Annotated in this window: 18 protein-coding genes; 17 read left to right on the top strand and 1 reads right to left on the bottom strand. The window is 70.8% G+C overall.

Going from position 1 to position 22,461, the window contains the following annotated elements; all coding sequences use genetic code 11:
• Positions 1–15 precede the first annotated feature (15 nt).
• From O9K63_RS06820 to O9K63_RS06760, 13 genes are all read left to right on the top strand, one after another.
• Entirely contained in the window at positions 16–1,461 is a 1,446-nt protein-coding gene (locus O9K63_RS06820) for a bifunctional folylpolyglutamate synthase/dihydrofolate synthase (RefSeq protein ID WP_277241757.1), read from the top strand.
• 41 nt (positions 1,462–1,502) lie between these two features.
• Positions 1,503–1,913: a DUF4233 domain-containing protein gene (locus O9K63_RS06815; protein WP_277241755.1), complete on the top strand. Its 411-nt coding sequence runs from the start codon at positions 1,503–1,505 to the stop codon at positions 1,911–1,913.
• Entirely contained in the window at positions 1,913–2,743 is an 831-nt protein-coding gene (locus tag O9K63_RS06810; protein ID WP_277241753.1) for an undecaprenyl-diphosphate phosphatase, read from the top strand. The genes O9K63_RS06815 and O9K63_RS06810 overlap by 1 nt, the downstream gene beginning before the upstream one ends.
• A 26-nt stretch (positions 2,744–2,769) precedes the next feature.
• Positions 2,770–3,192: a nucleoside-diphosphate kinase gene (gene ndk / locus O9K63_RS06805; protein WP_277242279.1), complete on the top strand. Its 423-nt coding sequence runs from the start codon at positions 2,770–2,772 to the stop codon at positions 3,190–3,192.
• 40 nt (positions 3,193–3,232) lie between these two features.
• A complete protein-coding gene (locus tag O9K63_RS06800; RefSeq protein ID WP_277241751.1) occupies positions 3,233–4,240 on the top strand; it encodes a rod shape-determining protein in 1,008 nt (335 codons plus the stop codon).
• Positions 4,240–5,004, top strand: a complete 765-nt coding sequence (mreC, locus tag O9K63_RS06795) for a rod shape-determining protein MreC (protein ID WP_277241749.1) — start codon at positions 4,240–4,242, stop codon at positions 5,002–5,004. Before O9K63_RS06800 ends, mreC begins: the two co-directional genes overlap by 1 nt.
• A complete protein-coding gene (gene mreD, locus O9K63_RS06790; protein ID WP_277241747.1) occupies positions 5,001–5,489 on the top strand; it encodes a rod shape-determining protein MreD in 489 nt (162 codons plus the stop codon). Before mreC ends, mreD begins: the two co-directional genes overlap by 4 nt.
• Positions 5,486–7,483, top strand: a complete 1,998-nt coding sequence (locus O9K63_RS06785) for a penicillin-binding transpeptidase domain-containing protein (RefSeq protein ID WP_277241745.1) — start codon at positions 5,486–5,488, stop codon at positions 7,481–7,483. Before mreD ends, O9K63_RS06785 begins: the two co-directional genes overlap by 4 nt.
• 67 nt (positions 7,484–7,550) lie before the next feature.
• A complete protein-coding gene (lpdA, locus tag O9K63_RS06780; RefSeq protein ID WP_277241744.1) occupies positions 7,551–8,945 on the top strand; it encodes a dihydrolipoyl dehydrogenase in 1,395 nt (464 codons plus the stop codon).
• A 228-nt stretch (positions 8,946–9,173) separates the two neighbouring features.
• Entirely contained in the window at positions 9,174–11,123 is a 1,950-nt protein-coding gene (locus O9K63_RS06775; protein ID WP_277241742.1) for a M6 family metalloprotease domain-containing protein, read from the top strand.
• Positions 11,124–11,131: 8 nt separating this feature from the next.
• Positions 11,132–11,974 carry a hypothetical protein gene (locus O9K63_RS06770; protein ID WP_277241740.1) on the top strand — a complete coding sequence of 281 codons (843 nt, stop codon included), beginning with the start codon at positions 11,132–11,134 and terminating at the stop codon, positions 11,972–11,974.
• Positions 11,971–12,885: an ATP-grasp domain-containing protein gene (locus tag O9K63_RS06765; RefSeq protein WP_277241738.1), complete on the top strand. Its 915-nt coding sequence runs from the start codon at positions 11,971–11,973 to the stop codon at positions 12,883–12,885. Before O9K63_RS06770 ends, O9K63_RS06765 begins: the two co-directional genes overlap by 4 nt.
• A gap of 30 nt (positions 12,886–12,915) precedes the next feature.
• Positions 12,916–13,191, top strand: a complete 276-nt coding sequence (locus O9K63_RS06760; RefSeq protein ID WP_277241736.1) for a hypothetical protein — start codon at positions 12,916–12,918, stop codon at positions 13,189–13,191.
• 66 nt (positions 13,192–13,257) lie between these two features.
• On the opposite strand, the gene O9K63_RS06755 is transcribed toward O9K63_RS06760, so the two are convergent.
• Complete coding sequence (locus O9K63_RS06755; RefSeq protein WP_277241734.1) at positions 13,258–14,667, bottom strand: sugar porter family MFS transporter; 1,410 nt, start codon at positions 14,665–14,667, stop codon at positions 13,258–13,260.
• 144 nt (positions 14,668–14,811) lie between these two features.
• Between O9K63_RS06755 and O9K63_RS06750 the strand changes: the two genes are divergently transcribed.
• The 4 genes from O9K63_RS06750 (at position 14,812) to O9K63_RS06735 (ending at position 22,431) form a co-directional block, all read left to right on the top strand.
• On the top strand, positions 14,812–17,889 hold the full coding sequence (locus O9K63_RS06750; protein WP_277241732.1) for an ATP-binding protein: 3,078 nt from the start codon (positions 14,812–14,814) through the stop codon (positions 17,887–17,889).
• A 118-nt stretch (positions 17,890–18,007) separates the two neighbouring features.
• Positions 18,008–19,426 carry an FAD-binding oxidoreductase gene (locus tag O9K63_RS06745; RefSeq protein ID WP_277241731.1) on the top strand — a complete coding sequence of 473 codons (1,419 nt, stop codon included), beginning with the start codon at positions 18,008–18,010 and terminating at the stop codon, positions 19,424–19,426.
• A gap of 193 nt (positions 19,427–19,619) precedes the next feature.
• Complete coding sequence (gene rpsO, locus O9K63_RS06740) at positions 19,620–19,889, top strand: 30S ribosomal protein S15 (protein ID WP_277241729.1); 270 nt, start codon at positions 19,620–19,622, stop codon at positions 19,887–19,889.
• Between the two features lie 163 nt (positions 19,890–20,052).
• Complete coding sequence (locus tag O9K63_RS06735) at positions 20,053–22,431, top strand: polyribonucleotide nucleotidyltransferase (protein ID WP_277241727.1); 2,379 nt, start codon at positions 20,053–20,055, stop codon at positions 22,429–22,431.
• Positions 22,432–22,461 lie beyond the last annotated feature (30 nt).

Here is a 22,461-nt window from a genome sequence, read left to right as displayed (position 1 = left end):
GGGACAATCGGACCCATGAGCCCAGCCCCCGACGCCCAGCAGCGACAGGCCGCCGACGAGCTCGAGCTGCGCAAGCGGATGCGCGAGGTCGAGGACGGGATCCTCGCCCGCGCGCCCGAGCACGACCTCCAGCCCAGCCTCGACCGCATCCGGGCGGTCATGGACCTGCTCGGGGAACCGCAGCGCGCACTGCCGGTCATCCACATCACCGGCACGAACGGCAAGACCTCGACCGCGCGGATCATCGAGTCGATCCTGCGCGAGTCCGGCCTCAAGACCGGCCGCTTCACCTCGCCGCACCTGCAGGACATCCGCGAGCGCATCACCATCGGTGGTGAGCTGATCACCCGCGAGGCCTTCCTCGACGCGTGGGCGGACATCGCCCCCTTCGTCGACGCGGTCGACACCCGCTCGGTCTCCGAGGACGGGCCGCGGATGACCTACTTCGAGGTCCTCGTCGCGCTCGCCTACACCGCCTTCGCGGACGCCCCGGTCGACGTCGCGATCGTCGAGGTCGGGATGGGCGGGTCCTGGGACGCGACGAACGTCGTCGAGGCCGATGTCGCCGTCATCACCCCGATCGGTGTCGACCACCAGCACTTCCTCGGCGACTCGATCCAGGACATCGCCCACGAGAAGGCCGGGATCATCCACCCCGACGCCATCGTCGTCTCCGCGCCCCAGGACCCGGACGTCGCCGCCATCCTCGCCGACCGCGCGGAGGAGGTCGGTGCCCGGCTCGCCGTCGCGGGCACCGACTTCGGCGTGCTCGAGCGCGATGTCGCCGTCGGCGGGCAGATGGTCTCCCTCCGCGGCCTCGCCGGTGATCACCCCGACCTGGTGCTCAACCTCCACGGGGCGCACCAGGCGGACAACGCCGCGCTCGCCGTGGCGGCCGTGGAGGCCTTCCTCGGCGGGGGGGAGCAGCCGTTGGCCGAGGAGGTGCTCGCCGCGGGCCTCGCCGCGGCCACCTCGCCCGGTCGCCTGGAGATCGTGCGCCGCAGTCCAACGGTCATCGTCGACGCCGCCCACAACCCGCACGGGGCCGCCGTCCTCGCCGAGGCGCTCAAGGACTCCTTCACCTTCGGTCGGCTCGTCGGGGTGATCTCGATCTTCACCGACAAGGACGTCGTCGGGATCCTCGAGTCGCTCGAGCCGGCACTGGACGAGGTCGTCATCACGCGCAGCACCTCCCCGCGGGCGATGCGCCCGTCCCGTCTCGGCGAGATCGCCGGGGAGGTCTTCGGTGACCACCGCGTCACCGTCATCGACGAGCTGCCGGACGCGCTGGACCACGCCGCGCAGCTGGCCGACGAAGGGGGCGTGTCCGGGGGCGTCGTCGCCACCGGCTCCATCGTCACGGTCGGCGAGGTGCGCCTGCTCCTGGGGGTGACCGAGGTCGAGGCACCGGTCAAGCAGCCGGAGGTCCAGCCGCTCGAGCTGCCGGACGGGGACGACTGACGGATGTGGCGTACGGCGGTGCGCGACATACCCTGTCGTCCGTGACTTCCGACAGGACCCCGCCGGATCGGGCGCGCCCGCAGGGCAAGTTCATGTGGCGCATGCTCGCCGTCGTCCTCGGTGGGCAGGCCCTCGTCATCTTTTTCGGGGCGCTGACCGGGCGTGGGCTGAACCCCGACCAGGAGCCGGTCGTCGCGGGACTGACTCCCTTCGCCCTCATGAGCGCGCTCGCGGTCCTCGCGGTCGTCGCGGCCGGTCTGATGAAACGTCCCTTCGGCCCGGCCCTGGGGTGGGTCGTGCAGGTCCTGTCGATCCTCTCGGGTCTCTGGGTGACCATGATGTTCCTCGTCGGCATCCTCTTCGCGGTGCTGTACGGCTACTGCCAGCGCGTGGGGCGCCGGGTCGACCGTGAGCAGATCGCCCGGGCCCTCGAGCAGCAGCAGGAGCGCTGATGGACTACCTGACCGCCCTGATCCTGGGCCTGGTGCAGGGGCTGACCGAGTTCCTCCCGATCTCCTCCAGCGCCCACATCTCGATCGTCGGGCAGCTGATCGGCCAGGACGACCCCGGCGCGGCCTTCACGGCGATCACCCAGCTCGGGACCGAGACCGCGGTGCTCATCTACTTCTGGCGGGACATCGTCACGATCATCCGCCAGTGGTGCCTCGCGCTCGTGGGCAAGGTCCCCCAGAGCGACCCCGACGTGCGCATGGGGTGGCTCGTCATCGCCGGCAGCATCCCCATCGGTGTGCTCGGCCTGCTCTTCAAGGACCAGATCGAGACCGACCTGCGGAGCCTGTGGATCACCGCGACGATGCTGCTCGTCTTCGCGCTGGTCATCATGGTGGCCGAGCGGGTCGGCCGGCAGGAGCGCCGGCTGACCGAGCTGACGTGGAAGCACGGCATCTTCTACGGGCTGTGGCAGGCGCTGGCCCTCGTCCCCGGTGTCTCGCGCAGCGGCGGGACGATCGCCGGTGGTCTCTTCATGGGCTACACCCGCGAGGCCGCGGCCCGCTACTCCTTCCTGCTCGCCATCCCCGCCGTGCTCGCCTCCGGCGGACTCCAGGTCGTGGAGGTCCTGCGCGGGGAGGCCGAGGGCTCGGGTGCCAACTGGGGTCCGATCTGGGCGGCGACGGCCGTGGCCTTCGCCGTCGGCTACGCCGTCATCGCGTGGTTCATGCGGTACATCACCACGCACACCTTCACCCCCTTCATGGTCTACCGCATCGTCCTCGCCCTGGGCCTGTTCGCCCTGCTGGGCACGGGCACCATCGCGGCGTGACTACGCTGGGCCCCGTGACCGAGACCATGCAGACCGAACGCTCCCTCATCCTCGTCAAGCCCGACGGTTTCCGCCGTGGCCTCACCGGCGAGGTGATCCGCCGGATCGAGGCGAAGGGGTACACCCTCGCCGCACTCGCGGTGGTCACCCCGACGCGCGAGCAGCTCGCCGCCCACTACGCGGAGCACGAGGGCAAGCCCTTCTACGAGCCGCTGCTGGAGTTCATGTCCTCCGGCCCCGCCGCGGCCGTCGTCGTCGAGGGCGAGGAGTGCATCAAGGGCTTCCGGTCCCTCGCCGGCGCGACCAAGCCGACCGAGGCGGCCCCGGGCACGATCCGCGGCGACCTCGGCCGCAAGTGGTCCGGCACGGTCGACGAGAACATCGTGCACGGCTCGGACTCCCCGGAGTCCGCCGAGCGCGAGATCGGCATCTGGTTCCCCGGCCTCTGAGGTGGCCGGGGGGACGCGCCTGCGCCGTGCCTTCCAGGGCATGTCGCGTGATCTCGCGATCGACCTGGGGACTGCCAACACCCTGATCCACTCGCGGGAGCGGGGCGTGGTCCTCGACGAGCCCAGCGTGGTCGCCCTGAGCGTCGAGACCGGGGAGCTCGTGGCTGCCGGGAGCCGGGCGAAGGAGATGCTCGGCCGTACCCCCGGTGCGGTGCGTGCCGTTCGTCCCCTGCGGGGTGGGGTGATCAGCGAGCCGGACGCCGCCGAGCAGATGCTGCGCTGGTTCACCGAGCGCGTCGGCATGTCCGGCATCGTGCGTCCCCGGGTCGTCGTGTGCATCCCCAGCGACATCACGGGCGTCGAGCGGCGGGCCGTCGAGGAGACGGCCCTGCGCGTCGGGGCCCGACGGGTCTACCTCGTCGAGGAGCCGATGGTGGCCGCGATCGGCGGCGGGCTGCCGGTGACCGACACGCAGGCCTCGATGGTCGTCGACATCGGCGGCGGGTCGACCGACGTGGCCGTGATCGCGCTCGGGGGCATCGTCGCCTCCCGCAGCACCCGCACGGCCGGTGACGCGGTGGACGAGGCGATCGCCGACCACGTGCGCCGCAACCTCTCGCTGCTGCTGGGCGAGCGCAGCGCGGAGGACATCAAGGTCAAGGTCGGGTCGGCCTTCCCGCTCGCGACCGAGGTGAGCACCCGGGTGCGTGGACGCGACCTCGTCACCGGGCTGCCCAAGACGGTCGACGTGGGCTCCGCCGAGATCCGTCGGGCCATTGCGCAGCCCGTCGGGACGGTCATCGCCCTCGTGCGCGAGGTGCTCGACCGCTGCCCGCCGGAGCTGGCGGGGGACGTCCTCGAGCGCGGGATCACCCTCACCGGCGGGGGTGCGCTCCTGCGTGGGCTCGACGAGCGGATGCGCCACGAGCTCGGGGTCCCGGTCACCGTCGCCCACGCGCCGTTGCGCGCGGTCGTCCGCGGTGCCGGACGGTGCATCGACGACTTCGCCGCCCTCCAGCCCGTCCTCATCGACGGGCACCGCTTCTGATGCGTCGTCTCCTGCTCTCCCTGCTGGGCCTGACCCTCGTCCTCCTCCTCGCGGACGTCGCCGGTGCGCCCCTGGGCCCCCTGCGGGGTGCGGGCGCTGCCGTCCTCGGACCGGTCGAGCGCCTCGTGGCGCCGGGAGAGGACCGCGTGGACGCCCTGGCACGGGAGAACCTGCGCCTCGAGGAGCAGGTGCGCCGGCTGGAGGAGCAGCGGCGGGTCGCCTCGCAGGCCGATGACCTACCGGTCGCGGGACTCACGACGACGACGGCCCGGGTCGTGGCCCTCGGGCGCGCGGGTGCGTCCGGCCCCGAGCGCGTCACCGTCGACGTCGGGCGACGGGACGGGATCCGGACCGACAACGCCGTCATCGCCCCGGGGGGCCTCGTCGGTCGTGTCACCAGGGTCGGCAGGTGGAGCGCCGACGTCGAGGTCGTCGGCTCCCCCCGCGCCGGCGTCGGTGTACGCACCGGGGCGAAGGGGGTCATCGGCACCCTGACCGGGTCCGACCCCACCACCTCCCACGACGCGGACGAGCTCGTCGTCACCCAGCTCGGGCGCGACGAGGTCGGGGTCGGCGACGAGGTCGTCACCCTGGGCAGCCCGGGTGGTCGCCCCTACCCACCGGGGGTCACCGTCGGCACCGTCACGGACGTCGAGCGTCCCCCCGGCGCCCTCACCGACACCGCCCGCGTCGACCCGGCCGTCGACCTGACCTCGCTCGACGTCGTCGCCGTCGTCACCGCCCGGGCGGAGCCCCCGTCGTGACCGGACTGCGTTGGCCCCTGCGACTGCTGCTCCTCGCGGCGGCGCTCGTCGCCGTGCTCGCCCTGGGGGCGCGCGGGGTCGTCACCCCTCCGGACCTCGTCCTCGTGGTCGTCGTCGGCGTCGCGCTCGTGTCCGGGCCGTGGGCCGGGGCCCTGATCGGCCTCCTCGGCGGGTGGCTGCTCGACCTCGCCCCGCCCGTCGCGGACCCGCTCGGGGTCTCCGCGCTCGGGTACGCGGCCGCGGGCTGGCTCGCCGGGACGGCCCGCCGCCGCGCCGGCCACCCGTGGTGGTGGCCCGTCCCGGTCACCGCTGCCGCCGTGGTCGTCGCCCGCACCCTCCCGGTGCTCATCGACCTGGCCAGTGCCCGCCCGATCGCCTGGGGGGCTCTCGCGTGGGAGGTCCTCGCCACCGCGACCGTCGGGCTCGTGCTCGTCGGGCTCGTCGGGCGGGTGGAGGCGACACTCGTCACCCGGCGGTGGGCATGAGCCGCACCGCCCCGCGCCTGCAGGTGCGCATGCTCGCCTCCCTCGCCGTCCTGCTCCTGCTCGCGGGGGTCCTGCTCGGGCGGCTCGGGCAGCTGCAGCTGACCGACCACGAGGAGGCCGCCGGCGTCAACGGCCCCGTGACGGCGGTCGTACCCCTGCCCGCGCTGCGTGGTCGCATCCTCGACCGCCACGGGCGGCCGATCGTGGACAACGCGGTGCGCACCGATGTCACCATCGACCGGGCCGCGCTCGCCGATGCATCGGACGGCGGACGCGCGACCGTCCGCCGCGTCGCACGGACGCTGGACCTCCCCTTCGCCCGCCTGTGGGGGAGGACCACCCTCTGCGGCGCCCCGGGGGCAGCCGACCCACCGTTGTGCTGGCCGGGCTCGCCCTTGGTGCCGGTGCCCCTGGCGGTCGACGTCGACCCCGCTCAGGCCGCCGCGCTCGGCGAGCGTCCGGAGCACTACCCGGGCGTGAGCGTGACGACCCAGCCGGTGCGCTCCTACCTCGGGGCCGACGGGGGCGGCGCCGCGCAGACCATCGGTTACCTGACGCGGCCGACGGCGGACGCCGTGGCGGAGTCGGACGGGGCGCTCACCGGTGAGGGCCTCGTCGGGGCCGCCGGCCTGGAGCTGCAGTACGACGAGCTGCTGCGCGGCCGGCCCGGGCACCGCACGGTGCGCGTCGACGCTCGCGGTGTCGCCATCGAGGAGGCCGACCGCACCGAGCCCACCCCCGGCAAGGATCTCGTGACGACCCTCGACCGGCGGGTGCAGCGGGTCACGGAGGAGGCGCTCGCCGAGGGGGTGCAGGCCGCCCGCGACCGGGGTCACGCGGCCGACACCGCCGCGGCGGTCGTCCTCGACCTGCGGGACGGCGGGGTCGTCGCCTCGGCCAGCCTGCCCACCTACGACCCCTCGGTCTGGTCCCGGGGGGTGACCCAGGAGGAGTACGACCGCCTGACGAAGGGGGCGGACAGCCCGCTCATCGACCGCGTCAGCACCGTGGCGCAGCCGCCGGCGTCCACCTTCAAGGTCGTCTCCCTGCCGGGAGCGGTCGCCTCCGGGGTCGACCTCGACGAGCCGGTCAACTGCTCCTCCTCCCACCGGATCGGCGACCGGACCTTCAGCAACTACGAGTCGCGCTCCTATGGCTGGATCTCGTGGCGCCGGGCGATCACCGTCTCCTGCGACACCGTCTTCTACCGGGTGGCCGAGGACGTGTGGCGCGCCCAGGGAGGCCTGGACGCGCAGGACGACGGTGGGGACCCGCTCATCCGCACCGCCCGGACGCTCGGTCTCGGGTCGCCCACCGGCATCGACCTCCCTGCCGAGTCGGCGGGCCGCATCCCCGACCGGGAGTGGAAGCAGGAGTGGTGGGAGAGCACGAAGGAGGAGTCCTGCCGGCGTGCGGAGACGGGGTACCCGGACATGGCCGACCGCACCGACGCGCGCTACCTCGAGGCGCTGGCCCGGGAGAACTGCGAGAGCGGACACCTCTTCCGTCCCGGTGACGAGGCCAACCTGTCCATCGGCCAGGGCGACGTCACCGCCACCCTGCTGCAGATGTCGACCGTCTTCGGCACCATCGCCGACGAAGGGCGCGTCCCGACCCCGCACCTGGGGCGGGCGACCGTCACCGCCGACGGGGAGCGCACGGCCCTTGCGGGTGGTGACACGAGCAGCATCGACCTGCCGGGGGAGTCGGGGGACCTGCTGCGCCGGGCACTGCAGGACGTCGTGACCGACCCCGACGGCACCGCCCACTCCGCCTTCGCCGGCTTCCCGCTGCGGGAGTGGCCCGTCGCGGGCAAGACCGGGACCGCCGAGGTGCACGGGAAGCAGGACACCGCCTGGTTCGTCTCGTACGCGCCGGTCGAGGACCCCCGGTACGTCGTCGGGGTCGTCGTCTCGCAGGGCGGGACCGGGGGAGCGACGTCGGCGCCGATCGCCCGGGACATCCACGAGGAGCTCGCCCGGGGCGCGCGCTGACCGGCGCTGGTGGGCCGGGTGCGACCTGCGTGGTGTACGCCACGTTCTGGTGGTTAGGCTGTCCGGCATGGCTGACTTCGACCTCGTAGTGCTCGGTGCAGGACCCGGTGGATACGTCGCGGCGATCCGCGCAGCGCAGCTCGGCAAGAGCGTCGCCGTCGTGGAGAAGCAGTACTGGGGTGGTGTCTGCCTCAACGTCGGGTGCATCCCCAGCAAGGCGCTGATCAAGAACGCCGAGCTGGCGCACACGTTGACGCACGACAAGAAGAAGTTCGGCATCGAGGGCGACGCCACGATGTCCTACGGCCCGACGCACAAGCGCTCCCGCCAGGTGAGCGAGGGCATCGTCAAGGGCGTCCACTTCCTGATGAAGAAGAACAAGATCACCGAGATCGACGGGTGGGGCACCCTCACCTCGGCCACGTCGATGGACGTCGACCTCAACGACGGCGAGACGAAGTCCTTGACCTTCGACAAGCTGATCATCGCCAGCGGGGCCACGACCAAGATGCTCCCCGGCGTCGAGGTCAGCGACAACGTCGTCACCTACGAGGAGCAGATCCTCGACGAGAACCTGCCGGGCTCGATGATCATCGCCGGCTCCGGAGCGATCGGCGTCGAGTTCGCCTACGTCATGAAGAACTTCGGCGTGGACGTGACGATCGTCGAGTTCCTCGACCGGATGGTCCCCACCGAGGACCCGGCCATCTCCAAGGAGCTGCTCAAGCACTACAAGAAGCTCGGCGTGAAGGTCATGCTCTCGACCAAGGTCGAGTCCGTCGAGGACACCGGCTCGGGCGTCAAGGTCACCGTCACCGCGAAGGGGGGCGAGGAGCAGGTCCTGGAGGCGGACAAACTGCTCTCGGCCATCGGCTTCTCGCCGCGTGTCGAGGGCTTCGGTCTGGACGCGGCCGGGGTCGAGCTGACCGACCGCGGCGCCATCGCCATCGACGAGTACTGCCGCACCAACGTCGAGAACGTCTACGCCATCGGCGACTGCACCGCCAAGCTGATGCTCGCGCACACCGCGGAGGCCCAGGGAGTCGTCGCAGCCGAGCACATGTCCGGCGCGGAGACGATGCCGGTGGAGTACGACTTCATCCCGCGTGCGACCTACTGCCACCCGCAGATCGCCTCCTTCGGCTACAGCGAGGAGCAGGCGAAGGAGAAGGGCTTCGACGTCAAGACCGCGACCTTCCCCTTCAGCGCCAACGGCAAGGCAGTTGGCCTCGGTGACCCGACCGGTTTCGTCAAGGTCGTCGCCGACGCCGAGTACAACGAGATCCTCGGCGCGCACATGATCGGGCCCGACGTCACCGAGCTGCTGCCGGCGCTGACCCTGGCCCAGCAGTGGGACCTGACGGCCGACGAGGTCGCCCGCAACGTCTTCGCCCACCCGACCCTCTCCGAGGCGCTCAAGGAGGCCGTCGAGGGGATCGCGGGTCACATGACCCACCTCTGATCCCACGACGAGGCCCCCGCCGGACCGATCCGGCGGGGGCCTCGTCGTACCCGGGGGAGGGGGCTCTCGGCTACCGCGCGCCGTGCCCGTCACGGGCCGGACGACCGCTGGGCGACAGGGGCGCACGGCCCCTTGTCGTCGCGTGGCGGCAGGAGTGTAATGGAAGGCGCAGCTGTGCTGTTCCCCCGGGCAGGGCCGGGGGAGGGGGATCTTTCAGGGGGAGTCATCATGAACGGTTACAGCGATGCCGCACGCCACCACACCGTCCGCGCACACCGCGTGGACGACCTGTGCGTGGTCGCGCCGGCGCCGGAGCTCAACGACACGCTCAAGGAGCAGTTCACCAGGTTGCGGGACCAGGCACGCGAGCAGGTCAGCGGGGGTCTGGCCGGCCAGCTGACCCGCAAGGCGCCCGACCACGTCGGGTTCGACGACGGACTCATCTTCCCGGGCACGTACTTTCCGACCGGCACCACGGCGGCGGTGGCACAACGTGCCGCCCTGGACCGTGCGCCGCTGCGCGGGGACGTGCGGGTCGTCGTCGTCCTGGCGGACTTCTCCGACCGGGAGATGGGCACGGACGTCCACGACCGCTTCGACACGCTCTTCTTCTCGCACGGCACGCTCGCGGACGGGAGCGTGACGGAGTACTTCTCCGATGTGTCCGGAGGACTCGTGACCATCACCGGGGAGGTCGTCGGCCCGTACCGGATGCCGCGGACGCTGGCCGCCTACGCCGGAACCGACAACGGCACTCAGTCCACCGCACCGAATGCCCGGACCCTGGCCGACGACGCCCTGTCCGCGGCCGACGCCGATGTGGACTTCGACCCGTACGACAACGACGGCAACGGGTTTGTCGACGCCTTCATCGTGGTGCATGCCGGCCGGGGCGCCGAGGAGACCGGCGCGGCCGGGGACATCTGGTCGCACAAGTGGGTCCTGCCCGCCCACCGCACCGTGGACAGCACCAAGGTCTACGCCTACCTCACCATCCCGGAGGACGCGAAGATCGGGGTGAGCGCGCACGAGCTCGGACACCTCGTCTTCGGCTGGCCCGATCTCTACGACACCGACGGCACCTCCGAGGGGGTCGGCAACTGGTGCCTCATGGGAGGTGGTTCCTGGGGAGGCGGGGGTGACCGGCCCACGCACCCCTCTGCCTGGTGCAAGGTCAACCAGGGCTGGGCGAATGTGGTGGTGCAGTCGACCAATGCCACCGTCACCATCAACGACATCAAGACCGGCCGCAGTGCCTACCGGTTGTGGAAGGACGGAGGAGGGGGGAACGAGTACTTCCTCGTGGAGAACCGACAGCGCACCGGCTACGACCAGTCGCTGCCCGGCGGTGGCCTGCTCATCTGGCACATCGACGAGGCCGTCGCCGGGAACAGCAACGAGGCGCACTACAAGGTCGGGCTGCTCCAGGCGGACGGCAACCGGCACCTGGAGCTCAATGCCAACCGCGGCGATGACGGTGACCCCTACCCGGGCTCGTCGAACAACACCTCCTTCACGGAGACGACCACCCCGAGCAGCAAGTCCTTCGCCGGGGCGTCCACCTGCGTGGAGATCACGGGCATCCCCGCCGCGGCCGCCGCGATGACCGTGCAGGTGAAGGTGCGCTGCTTCATGCCGCCCAAGTTCAAGGACCTCAAGGACGCCCGCGACGACAGGTGGAAGCGTCGGCCGGACATCGACCTCAAGCAGGTCAAGGACCTGCGTGACGGTGACAAGCGGTTCAAGGACGTGCGCGAGGACCCCAAGCCGTTCAAGGACCTGCGGGACAACGACCCGCTGAAGGACCTGCGCGACGGGAAGGGGATCCGCGAGGAGAAGTTCCCCGACACGAAGTTCGGTGAGAAGTACGCCGAGGGACCCTTCTCCCCCGGAGCATCCGGGTGGGCGACGCCGTCCGGCCAGGGCGGGTCGCCGCAGGACCGCACGACCGAGCGGTTGGACGCTCTCGAGGCGACCGTCCACGCCCTCCTCGCCTCGTGGGGTGGTGCGGCTGCGGACCAGGAGGGGGCGGCCGGTGCGGAGCCGTTCATCGGCGAGTCCGAGCGGCCGGACCTGGGGCGCACCAGCGGGGGACCCGACCCCGCCGCGCTCCGGGCGGCGGTCGAGGAGGGGTCGCCGGAGGCGAAGGCACGCTTCGACACCCTGCCACCCACCTGAGGCCACCGATGTCCCCGTCGATCCTGCTCATCGCCCCACCCGGTGACGTGGTGGTGCCGGCCCTGGCAGGGCTGCTGCGTCACCGCGGGGTCGGGCGGGTCACCGTGGTCGACGACCGGGAGCTCGCGCGTCACCCCATGACCCTCAACCCCGAGTCGGGCCCGTGCGCGGTCGAGTCCGTGCCCGATCCCCCGGGGTACGACGTCATCTGGTGTCGCGCGGCGACCCTCGGTGCCCGACCCTTCGCCCGGCCGAGCGATGACGACTACGCAGCGGCGGAGATGCACGCCGTGGCGATGTCGTGGCTGTGGAGCCGGCGCGAGGTCGTGGTCAACCGACCGACCCCGAGCGCGCTGTGCGGCACCGTGCCGGACCCCCTGCGGGTCGCCGTCGCCTGCGCGGCCGTCGGCCTGGCCACTCCCGACCTGCTGCTCGCCACGGATGCCGCTCGGGTGCCCCCCGGACGGTGGCCCGGTGGGGGGCGGCGCAGCTGGCCCGACGGGGGCACTCCGCGCCACCTCGACGGCTTCCCACCCGGTGCCGGCGGTCCGCCCCTGGCCGAGCCCGCGGTCGGCCTGTCGGACATCGCGCCGGGTCGCTGGGACGCCCTCGTCTGCGGCAGCGAGGTCGACGGTCCTGCGGACCTGCACGACCCCCTTCGTGCGCTCGTGCGGTCCCTGGACCTGGAGGTGGCCGCCGTCCGGTTGGCGGCGCCCGGCCCGGTCCGCGACCGTCCGCAGGTCCTGGGGGTCGACCCGGTGCCCTCGTCGACCCTCCCCACGCACCTGCTGATGCTGGCCCGCCACCTCGAGCAGCGCGCCGCGGAGCACGAAGGGCGGCGGGCCGCGTGATCATCGTCGTCGGCAGCCCGGCCGAGCCGCCCGTGAGCCTGCTGCTCGATCGTGCCGCCGGCGAGGGGATCGAGGTGCTGCTGCTCGCGGAGGAGGAGGCCCACGCCTGGCAGCTGGAGGTCGCGGTGCGCGGCGGGGTGGTCGGGGCGCACGCGGGACGGTACGGGGCCAGGGTGGACCTGTCGCGGGCCAGCGGGCTCTACCTCCGGCTCAGCGGCCCCGAGGTGGTGGGACTCCCGCCGGACCCCCTGCGCGACCGTCGGCAGGCAGCGGCCCTCACGGCCCTGACCGCCTGGGCCGACGTCGCCCCCCTTCGCGTGGCGAATCGGCCCACGGCGATGATGAGCAACACCTCCAAGCCCTACCAGGCGGCCCTGATCCGCTCCCACGGATTCGATGTCCCCGAGACCGTCGTCACGAGTGACCCGGAGGCGGTGCGGCACTTCCTGCGGCGGCACGGCCGGGTCGTCTACAAGTCGGTCAGCGGTGTGCGATCAGTCGTCCACGAGCTGACCGGTCCGCGGCTCGACGACCTCGACCGGGTCCGGGACCTGCCCACCCAGTTCCAGCGGCTGGTCGTCGGGACCAATGTGCGGGTCCACGTCGTCGGCGACCGGGTGCACGCCTGCGCCGTCGACTCCGACACCATCGACTACCGCTATGCCGAAGGGGGTGCCGGTGCCACGATGACCCCGGTGGCCCTTCCCGACGAGGTGGCCGAGCGATGCGTCGCTCTCGCGGAGGCCCTCGACCTGCCGCTGGCCGGGGTCGACCTGCTCAGGGACGAGGACGACCAGTGGTGGTGCTTCGAGGTGAACCCCTCGCCCGCCTACAGCTCATTCGAGGAACCGACCGGGATGCCCATCGCGCACTCGCTGGCCACGTGGTTGGCTGGACGTGACGTGGCGTGAGGAGCTGCGTGGGGAGCGAGGAGAGACAGCATGGTGCAGGCGATCGAGAACCGTTCCCTCGTGCGGTGCACGCCGAGGGGGGAGCCCCGGCCCGGACCGGCTGACGGATGGTCCACCGCCGTCGTCCTCGTCGAGCGGACGTCACCGGTGGGGGCCGCCGCGGACCTCATGACCGACGCCGTGGGGAGCGAGTACACCGCGCTCGTACCGCCCGACCTCGTCCCGAGGCTGTCGGGGGAGCGCGTCTGGACGGTCGAGGTCGAGGTGACCGGGCCGAAGCGCATCACGATCCGTTCCCTGGGCTGACGGTCCAGCGGGGCCTGACGGTCCACCGTCGCCGACCGGGGACACGCCGGCGGCCCGCACCGGGGGTCAGGCCATGTCCTCCAGCTCGACCCCCTTCGTCTCCGGTACGAACTTGAGCACGAAGAGCAGGGAGAGGAACGCGCACAGGGTGTAGAAGCCGTAGGCGAACCACAACCCGATCTCGGCCATGTTCGGGAAGCTGGTGGAGATGGCGAAGTTGGCCAGCCACTGCGCGGCCGCGGCGATGCCGAGCGCGAGCCCGCGGATGGTGTTGTTGAACATCTCGCCGAGGAGCACCCACACCACCGGGCCCCACGTCGCCCCGAAGAAGACGACGAACCCGTTCGCCGCGATCAGGGCCGTCAGACCGGCCGAGTCGGTGAGGTCGGGCGCGCCATCGACGATCCTCGCCTGCGAGAAGACGATGGCCATCACGCCCAGGCACACCGTCATGCCGGCAGAGCCGATCAGCAGCAGCAGCCGCCGACCGATCTTGTCCACCAGGGCGATGGCGATCAGCGTGACGACGATGTTGGTCACCGAGGTGATCACCGTCTGCAGGAGCGCGTCCTCCTCGGTGAAGCCCACCGACTGCCACAGCATCGACGAGTAGTAGAAGATGACGTTGATCCCGACGAACTGCTGGAAGACCGACAGCGCGATGCCGATCCACACGATCGGCAGCAGACCGCCGCCGGGCTTCTTCAGGTCGGCGAAGGTCGTGCGCGACTCCTGCTTGATGGTGCGCTTGATCTCCCGGATGCGGCTGTCGACGCCGGAGCGCAGGATGGTCCCGAGCACGGTGCGGGCCCGTCCCTCCTGGCCGATCCGCACGAGGTAGCGCGGCGACTCCGGGATCGTGGCCGCCAGCACCCCGTACGTCAGGGCGGCGACCACCTCGGCGAGGAACATCCACCGCCAGGCCTCCAGGCCCAGGCCCAGGACCTCCTCGGAGCCACCGGCGGCGCCGGCGATGGCGAAGTCCGACAGCAGCGCGACGAAGATCCCCAGCACGATCGCCAGCTGCTGCAGCGAGCCCATCCGGCCGCGGATCTGGGCGGGGGAGACCTCGGCGATGTAGGCGGGGGCGATCACCGATGCCGCGCCCACGCCGAGGCCGCCGACGACGCGCCAGACGATCATGTCCACGGGGCCGAAGGCCAGGCCGGAGCCGATCGCCGACAGCGTGAACATCGCCGCCGCGAGGAGCATCACGCGCACCCGTCCGATCCGGTCGGCGATGCGGCCGGCCACGTAGGCGCCGACCATGCACCCCAGGAGGGCGGAGGAGACGACGAAGCCGGTGAGGGTGCCGCTCATCCCGAACTGGCTCTGCATGGCCGTGACGGTGCCGTTGATCACGGCGGTGTCGAAGCCGAAGAGGAAGCCGCCGATGGCGGCGACGGCGGCCAGGTGGATGACTCTGACCGTGTCGAATCCAGAGGATGTGGGGTTGGGTGTGTCCGTGGTCGTCATGATGCTCCTTCGGTGAGCCGGTGGCCTCACGGTAACGACGGAAGCGGACGACCGCACGGGTAACGACGGACGGGAGTGCACGCAGTCGGCGACGGGGGTGCTGGAGCGTGCGCGGGTGTAGCCTGAACGCCAGGGGCGACGCTCATGCTGCATGCGCGCCTGCTCGGTGAGCAGGTGATAACGGACGGCGCGACCGGAGATGTTCGGACCCGGTCGCAGCGCACCCTCGCCCTCCTCGGGTTGCTGGCACTGCACGCTGACGCCCCTCAGCCACGGCAGCGGATCGCAGGGCTGTTCTGGCCCGGGTCCACCGATGCACAGGCATTGACCAACCTCCGGCGCGAGCTGCACCAGCTGCGCAGGACGCTCGGGGACGGCGTCGGGCTGGTCGTCGAGCCCGCGACGTTGTGCTGGCAGGAGGGCCCGGGCTGTCGAGTGGATGTGCACGTGTTCGCCTCCGAACGCATCGCGGCACACCGCGCGGTGGGAGAGGGTCGCGACGAGGGCGCCCTTCGGCACGGGGCTGCCGCCCTCGACGTGTACGGCGGTGACCTGCTGCCGGGGTGCTGCGACGACTGGGTCATCACCGAGCGTGACCGGCTGGCACGTGAGTGCACCGCCCTGAGTGACCTGGTGTGCCAAGCGGGCCTGCGCACCGGAGACCTGCAGACCGCGGAAGCCGCTGCCCGGAGGCGGATCCAGCTGCAACCGTTGGAGGAGGTCGGCTATCGCTCCCTGATGGAGCTGCTGGCCGATATCGGGGACCGGTCCGGTGCGATCAGCACGTACCACCATTGTGCGTCGGTGCTGGAGAACGAGTTGGGCATCGATCCCGATCGAGCCACCCAGACGGTCTTCCATCGCCTGCTCGCCTCGGGTCGAGGGAGGCCCGAGCAGGCAAGGAGGCCACCCACGGGCAGGCGTGGAGTCGCGCTCGCGCAACTGACGGGGCGGGAGAGCGACCTGGCACGGTTGCGCGAGGAGTGGAGCGCCGCGGCATCGGGCAGTGCCCGGGTCGTCATCGTCGCCGGCGACCCCGGAGTGGGCAAGACCCGGCTGGTGGCCGAACTCGTGTCCGAGGTGCGCACGCAGGGGGGCGCGGTGGCCGTCACCGAGTGCTTCGCGACATCGGGCCGACTCGGTCTGGCGCCGGTGGCGGAGTGGCTCCGAACGGCCGAGCTGCGGGCTGCCACCGCGAGCCTGGAACCGGTCTGGCAGGCCGAGGTCGAGCGCCTCGTTCCCCCGTCGACCTCCCCGGCAGCCACGACACCGGTGTCGCGCGCCATGGTCGATGCGTGGCAACGGCTTCGGTTCTTCGAGGGGGTGTCACGGGCACTGACCGGTGTCGACCGTCCCCTGCTGCTCGTCCTGGACAATCTGCAGTGGTGCGATCAGGAGACGCTCGCGGTCCTTGGGTACTGTCTGGAGTCGTCCACCGATTCGGCACTGATGGTCGCCGCCACGCTCCGCCAGGACGACGACGGTGCGCAGCCGGGGGTGCGTGAATGGATCGCACACCTGAACCATGCATCCCGGCTCACGACCGTCGCCCTCGTTCCTCTCGATCCCGAGGACACCACCAGTCTCGCCAGGCAGTTGTGTGGTCACCGCGCCCTTGACCTGGATGAGTCGCTCCTGCACGCCGTCACCGGCGGCTTCCCGCTCTACGTGGTCGAGGCCTCGCGCACCGACACCTTCGCCAACGGCGGGCCGGCGGCCGACCTCGACACGGTGCTGCGCAACCGCCTGGCACAGGTCGGTCCCCAGTCGCGCGAAGTCGCTGCGCTGGCCGCGGCGGTGGGACGGGACTTCTCCCTCGAAGTGCTCACCGCAGCCAGCGATCTCGCCCCTGATGCCGTTGTCCGTGCGGTCGACGAGCTGTGGCGACACCGGATCGTGCGCGAGCTGCCGGGGGGCTACGACTTCTCCCACGACCTGATGCGCGACAGCGCGTACACCCAGGTTGGTCGGCCGCAGCAGTGGTTGATGCATCGGCGACTGGCCCAGGCGTTGGAGCTGGTCCACGCCAACCACCTCGACGACGTCGCCGCCCAGATGGCCGAGCAGTACGAGCAGGGTGATGTCCCCGAGCGTGCCCTGCACTACTACCGCCGTGCTGCGGAGATGGCCGTGGCGACGTTCGCGCACTCGGAGTCGATCCGGTTCTACCGCAAGGCCAGGTCGCTCGTCAGCTCCCTTCCCGGCGGTCGCAACCGGGACGCCCTGGAGCTCGGGATCCTGCGGGACGCGATCCCGTCCATCAACGCGGCGCACGGCTACTCCTCACCGCAGCTGAGGGAAGCAGCCGAACGGTGCCTGGATCTGGCCGAGAGCCTCGGGCGCGCGGACGAGGCCATGGACAGCGCGATCGCCTTGTGGGCATCGACGTTCGTCCGGGGCGAGGTCGCCGACAGTCATCGGATCATCACGCGCGTCCTCGACAGGGTCACCACGGGCAGCGAGATGGCCGGGCAGGTCCACTTTGCCTACGCCGGGTCGGCCCAGGCCCTGGGCCGCATCGAGGAGTCACTGCAGCATTTCGACCTTGCCTGGGAGGGCTCCCGAGGTGCTCCGTCACTCATCGTCGGCTCCCTTCCGGAGGTCCATGCGCTGGCCTGGTCCGCCCACGCCCTGTGGTTGAGCGGGAAGCCGGCCGGGGCGCTGGCGGCCGGTCGTGACGCCATCACGCGCGCGGAGGGCCTGAGCCATCCCTACAGTCTGACGATCTCCCTGGCCTACGGCGCCATCACGTTCCAGATGTGCGGAGCCGCAGATGAGTCGCGGGGTGCCGTCGCGCGCCTCGCTGAGCTGTGTGAGCGCTACGGATTCGTCTACTACCGGGAATGGGGAGAGATCCTGGGCGGATGGCAACGTGGCGACGCCGAGGGCCTGTCGACCGCACGTCGGGGTATCGACCGGCTCCGGGCTCGGCAGGAACTGATCCGGATGCCGTACTGGCACGGCCTCGTCGCCGATCTGCTGACACGGGGAGGTCAGGTGGAGGCCGCATGCTCGACACTGGACGCCGCCGTCGTCGACGGACGAGCTCGGCAGGACATGTGGTGGGTGCCCGAACTGATGCGACAACGAGCTGCCCACGACTCTCCCGACCAAGCGGTCGCCCGCCTCGAGGCCGCCCGTGCGCTGGCCCGACGACAGGGAAGCCTCGCTCTGGTCGAGCGGTGCCGGAGGAGTCTGGCTGCCCGCGCCTCCTCGTCCTGAGGCGTTCGCTCCACGATCGGCGGCCGCTCAGCGGGCGAACGATCCACGAACGCTTGGCTGCCTAGGGTCGCCGGTACGACCAGTTCCCCGTGCGGGGACCCTTGGAGAGGACCTCACCATGACCACCGAGACCCAGCCCGTGAGTACGGCGCACGCCGTGCCCTTGCCTGAACTCTCCGCAGAGCTGCACGGTCACGTGGTGCAGCCCGGTGACCCGGACTTCGACCGCGGTCGCGCCGTGTACAACGCCATGATCGACCGTCGACCTGCCGTGATCGCCTACTGCCGGGACGTCACCGACGTTCGCGCGTGCGTGCGCTTCGGCCGCGCACACGGTCTCCCCATCGCGATCCGCGGTGGTGGCCACAATGCCGGCGGTCTCGGGGTGGCCGACGACGCTCTGGTCATCGATCTGTCGGAGATGCACAGCGTCACCGTTGATCCCGAAGAACGCACGGCCAGGGTCGATGGTGGCTGCACCTGGGCGGATGTCGACCACGCCACCATCGGCTTCGGCATGGCAACACCCTCGGGGATCCTCTCCACGACCGGCGTGGGTGGCCTGAGCCTGGGGGGTGGCACCGGGTACCTGACCCGGCAGTTCGGTCTGACGGTGGACAACCTGCGCGCAGCCGACGTCGTGCTCGCCGACGGGTCCATGGTCAGGACCAGCGAGTCCTCCCACCCCGACCTGTTCTGGGCACTGCGCGGAGGGGGAGGCAACTTCGGGGTGGTGACCTCGTTCACGTTCGACCTGCACCCGATCGGTGAGAACGGCACGATCATCGGTGGGCCGGTTCTCTACGACTTCGCGGACACGCGTGAGGTGATGCGCTGGTACCGGGAACTGCAACCGGCGCTGCCGGAGAACCTCTACGGGTGGTTCGGCCTGCTGACCGTTCCCCCCGCACCGCCGTTCCCCGAGGAGCTGTGGGGGCGCAAGTGCTGCGGCATCATGTGGTCGTACACGGGACGACACGAGGGGGCCGACGAGGTCCTCGAGCCGATTCGCTCCTTCGGCTCCCCGGTGCTCAACGGACTGGGGCCGATGCCCTACACGGCCCTCCAGGGTGCCTTCGACGGGCTCTACCCGCCCGGGCTGCAGTGGTACTGGAAGGCGGACGTCTTCCACGAGATCTCCGACGAGGCGATCGAGGTGCACTGCCGCAACTTCGAACGAACCCCCTCAGGGCACTCCACGATGCACCTCTACCCGATCGACGGAGCTGCCGCTCGCGTTCCGCAGGAGGCCACCGCCTTCGCCCACCGTGATGGCGGCTGGAACGGAGTCATCGTGGGTGTCGATCCTGACCCCGCTCGAGCAGAGACCCTCTCGTCATGGGCTCGCACCTACTGGGAGGAACTGCACCCGCACTCGGTCGGCGGTGCGTATGTGAATTTCCTGATGCGTGACGAGGGCAATGAGCGCGTCCGCGCCGCGTACGGCGACAACTACGACCGGCTGAGCAGGGTCAAGGCGCACTACGACCCGGACAACGTCTTTCGGATCAACCAGAACATCACCCCTGCGGAATGACCTGCCGTTGACCCATCACGGACGGGCCGAGACGTGGACCCGTCCGTGATGGGGTCAGCCTCGATTAGGGCGGCCCCACGGCGCGCTGGTAATCTTCAGGGGTTGCCGTTAGATCGGCCGCGGATCCACAGAGCCCCGGTGAACCAGCCCGGGCGCGCCGCGCAACGACCCAGAGAAGGAGCAGTGTCGCAGCATGCCGCTGACCGCTGACGTCAAGAAGCAGATCATGGCCGACTTCGCCACCACCGAGGGCGACACCGGCTCCCCGGAGGTGCAGGTCGCGATGCTCACGCAGCGCATCACCGACCTCACCGAGCACTCGAGGGACCACAAGCACGACCACCACAGCCGCCGCGGTCTGCTGCTGCTCGTGGGTAAGCGCCGCCGCCTCCTGCGTTACCTGGAGAGCACGGACATCGAGCGTTACCGTGCGCTGATCAAGCGCCTCGGCCTGCGCCGATAGGACAACGCGTCGAGCGGTTCCCGCCCATGGGAGCCGCTTCTTCGCGTATCCGGGGGTATGTCTCCCGGGACAACTGAAGACACACAACTGAAGAGCTCAGCAGAAGACATGACCGGGGCACAACGACGATGCGCCCGGTACGTAGAGAGAAAAGGAGGACCCGATGGAGGGTCCTGAGATCACTGCCTCCGAGGCGACCATCGACAATGGCGCCTTCGGCACCCGCACCGTCCGGTTCGAGACCGGGCGCCTCGCCCAGCAGGCCGGTGGCGCCGTCAGCGCCTACCTGGACGGCGAGACGATGCTCCTGTCGACCACGACCGCGAGCAAGAACCCGAAGGAGCACCTCGACTTCTTCCCCCTGACGGTGGACGTCGAGGAGCGGATGTACGCCGCCGGCCGCATCCCCGGGAGCTTCTTCCGCCGTGAGGGTCGTCCCAGCACGGACGCCATCCTCACCTGCCGCCTCATCGACCGCCCGCTGCGCCCGACCTTCACCAAGGGTCTGCGCAACGAGGTCCAGGTCGTCATCTCCGTCCTGTCGGTCCACCCGGACCACCAGTACGACGTCCTCGCGATCAACGCCGCGTCCGCCTCGACCCAGATCTCCGGTCTGCCCTTCTCGGGCCCGATCGGTGCGGTCCGCGTCTCGCTCATCGACGGCCAGTGGGTCGCCTTCCCGAACTTCAGCGACAGCGAGCGCTCGACCTTCGACATGGTCGTCGCCGGTCGTGTGGTCGAGGGCGGCGACGTCGCGGTCATGATGGTCGAGGCCGAGTCCACGACCGCCACTTGGGACCTCGTGAAGAACCAGGGCAAGCAGGCCCCGACCGAAGAGGTCGTCGCCGAGGGCCTCGAGGCCTCCAAGAAGTTCATCAAGGTCCTGTGCGACGCCCAGGCCGACATGGCCACGCGCGCCGCCAAGCCCGTCGAGGACTTCCCGATCTTCCTCGACTACGAGGACGACGCCTACGCCGCGGTCGAGGAGGCCACCTCCGCCGACCTCGCGTCCGCCCTGCAGATCGCGGGCAAGGCCGAGCGTGAGGACCGCCTCGACGAGATCAAGGACGCCATGAAGGCCTCCCTCGGCGGCACCGAGGACGCCCCCGGGCGGTTCGCCGGTCGGGAGAAGGAGCTGTCCGCCGCGTACCGCTCGGTGCAGAAGGCACAGGTGCGCCAGCGCATCCTGCGCGACAAGGTCCGTATCGATGGTCGTGGTCTGGCCGACATCCGCGCCCTCGGCGCGGAGGTCGAGGTCCTGCCGCGCGTGCACGGCTCGGCGCTCTTCGAGCGCGGCGAGACCCAGATCATGGGTGTCACCACGCTCAACATGCTCAAGCTCGAGCAGACGATCGACTCCCTGAGCCCGGTCAACAAGAAGCGCTACATGCACAACTACAACTTCCCGCCGTACTCGACCGGGGAGACCGGTCGGGTGGGCAGCCCGAAGCGCCGCGAGATCGGCCACGGAGCGCTCGCCGAGCGTGCGCTCCTGCCGGTGCTGCCGACGCGCGAGGAGTTCCCGTACGCGATCCGTCAGGTCTCCGAGGCCCTCGGGTCCAACGGCTCGACCTCCATGGGCTCGGTCTGTGCCTCGACGATGTCGCTGCTCAACGCCGGTGTGCCGCTGCGCGCCGCCGTGGCCGGCATCGCCATGGGTCTGGTCTCCGACGTTGTCGACACAGGGGACGGCCCCGAAACTCGCTACGCGGCCCTGACCGACATCCTCGGTGCCGAGGACGCCTTCGGCGACATGGACTTCAAGGTCGCCGGCACGCGTGAGTTCATCACGGCCATCCAGCTCGACACCAAGCTCGACGGCATCCCCGCCTCGGTGCTCGGTGGCGCGCTGACCCAGGCCCGTGACGCCCGCACGCACATCCTCGACGTCATGAACGAGGCCATCGACGCGCCCGACGAGATGGCGGCGACCGCGCCGCGGATCATCACGGTCAACGTTCCGGTCGACAAGATCGGTGAGGTCATCGGCCCGAAGGGCAAGATGATCAACCAGATCCAGGACGACACCGGCGCCGACATCAGCATCGAGGACGACGGCACCGTCTTCATCGGTGCGGTCGACGGCCCGTCCGCCGACGCCGCGCGCAACGCGATCAATGCGATCGCCAACCCGCAGATGCCGGAGGTCGGCGAGCGTTTCCTCGGGACCGTCGTGAAGACGACGACCTTCGGCGCGTTCGTCTCCCTGCTGCCCGGCAAGGACGGCCTGCTGCACATCTCCGAGGTGCGCAAGCTCGTCGGCGGCAAGCGGATCGACGCGGTCGAGGACATCCTCGGTGTGGGCCAGAAGGTCCAGGTCGAGCTGAAGGAGATCGACCCGCGCGGCAAGCTCAGCCTCGCCGCCGTCCTCACCGCCGAGCAGGAGGAGGAGCTCTCCTCCGGCTCGACGGGTGACGACGAGGGTGGCCGTGGCGGTCGCCGCGAGGGTGGTCGCGAGGGCGGCGGTCGCCGCCGTCGTCGCCGCGACAACGGTGACGGTGGCGAGACCGCCGACGCCCCGGAGGCCGTCCGGGTCGACTGACGCCAGCACCCGCACGACGGGGGCGGACCT

This window comes from Janibacter cremeus, from assembly GCF_029395675.1.
GTDB lineage: Bacteria > Actinomycetota > Actinomycetes > Actinomycetales > Dermatophilaceae > Janibacter > Janibacter cremeus_A.
This window is presented reverse-complemented; position numbering and strand designations above follow the sequence as displayed.

Coding starts and splice junctions, on each gene's coding strand:
- O9K63_RS06800 (WP_277241751.1), top strand. CDS start 3,233: ATGTCGCGTGATCTCGCGATCGACCTGGGGACTGCCAACACCCTGATC.
- O9K63_RS06820 (WP_277241757.1), top strand. CDS start 16: ATGAGCCCAGCCCCCGACGCCCAGCAGCGACAGGCCGCCGACGAGCTC.
- O9K63_RS06735 (WP_277241727.1), top strand. CDS start 20,053: ATGGAGGGTCCTGAGATCACTGCCTCCGAGGCGACCATCGACAATGGC.
- O9K63_RS06760 (WP_277241736.1), top strand. CDS start 12,916: ATGGTGCAGGCGATCGAGAACCGTTCCCTCGTGCGGTGCACGCCGAGG.
- ndk (WP_277242279.1), top strand. CDS start 2,770: ATGCAGACCGAACGCTCCCTCATCCTCGTCAAGCCCGACGGTTTCCGC.
- O9K63_RS06755 (WP_277241734.1), bottom strand. CDS start 14,667: ATGACGACCACGGACACACCCAACCCCACATCCTCTGGATTCGACACG.
- mreC (WP_277241749.1), top strand. CDS start 4,240: ATGCGTCGTCTCCTGCTCTCCCTGCTGGGCCTGACCCTCGTCCTCCTC.
- O9K63_RS06750 (WP_277241732.1), top strand. CDS start 14,812: ATGCTGCATGCGCGCCTGCTCGGTGAGCAGGTGATAACGGACGGCGCG.
- rpsO (WP_277241729.1), top strand. CDS start 19,620: ATGCCGCTGACCGCTGACGTCAAGAAGCAGATCATGGCCGACTTCGCC.
- O9K63_RS06775 (WP_277241742.1), top strand. CDS start 9,174: ATGAACGGTTACAGCGATGCCGCACGCCACCACACCGTCCGCGCACAC.
- O9K63_RS06785 (WP_277241745.1), top strand. CDS start 5,486: ATGAGCCGCACCGCCCCGCGCCTGCAGGTGCGCATGCTCGCCTCCCTC.
- lpdA (WP_277241744.1), top strand. CDS start 7,551: ATGGCTGACTTCGACCTCGTAGTGCTCGGTGCAGGACCCGGTGGATAC.
- O9K63_RS06770 (WP_277241740.1), top strand. CDS start 11,132: ATGTCCCCGTCGATCCTGCTCATCGCCCCACCCGGTGACGTGGTGGTG.
- O9K63_RS06745 (WP_277241731.1), top strand. CDS start 18,008: ATGACCACCGAGACCCAGCCCGTGAGTACGGCGCACGCCGTGCCCTTG.
- O9K63_RS06810 (WP_277241753.1), top strand. CDS start 1,913: ATGGACTACCTGACCGCCCTGATCCTGGGCCTGGTGCAGGGGCTGACC.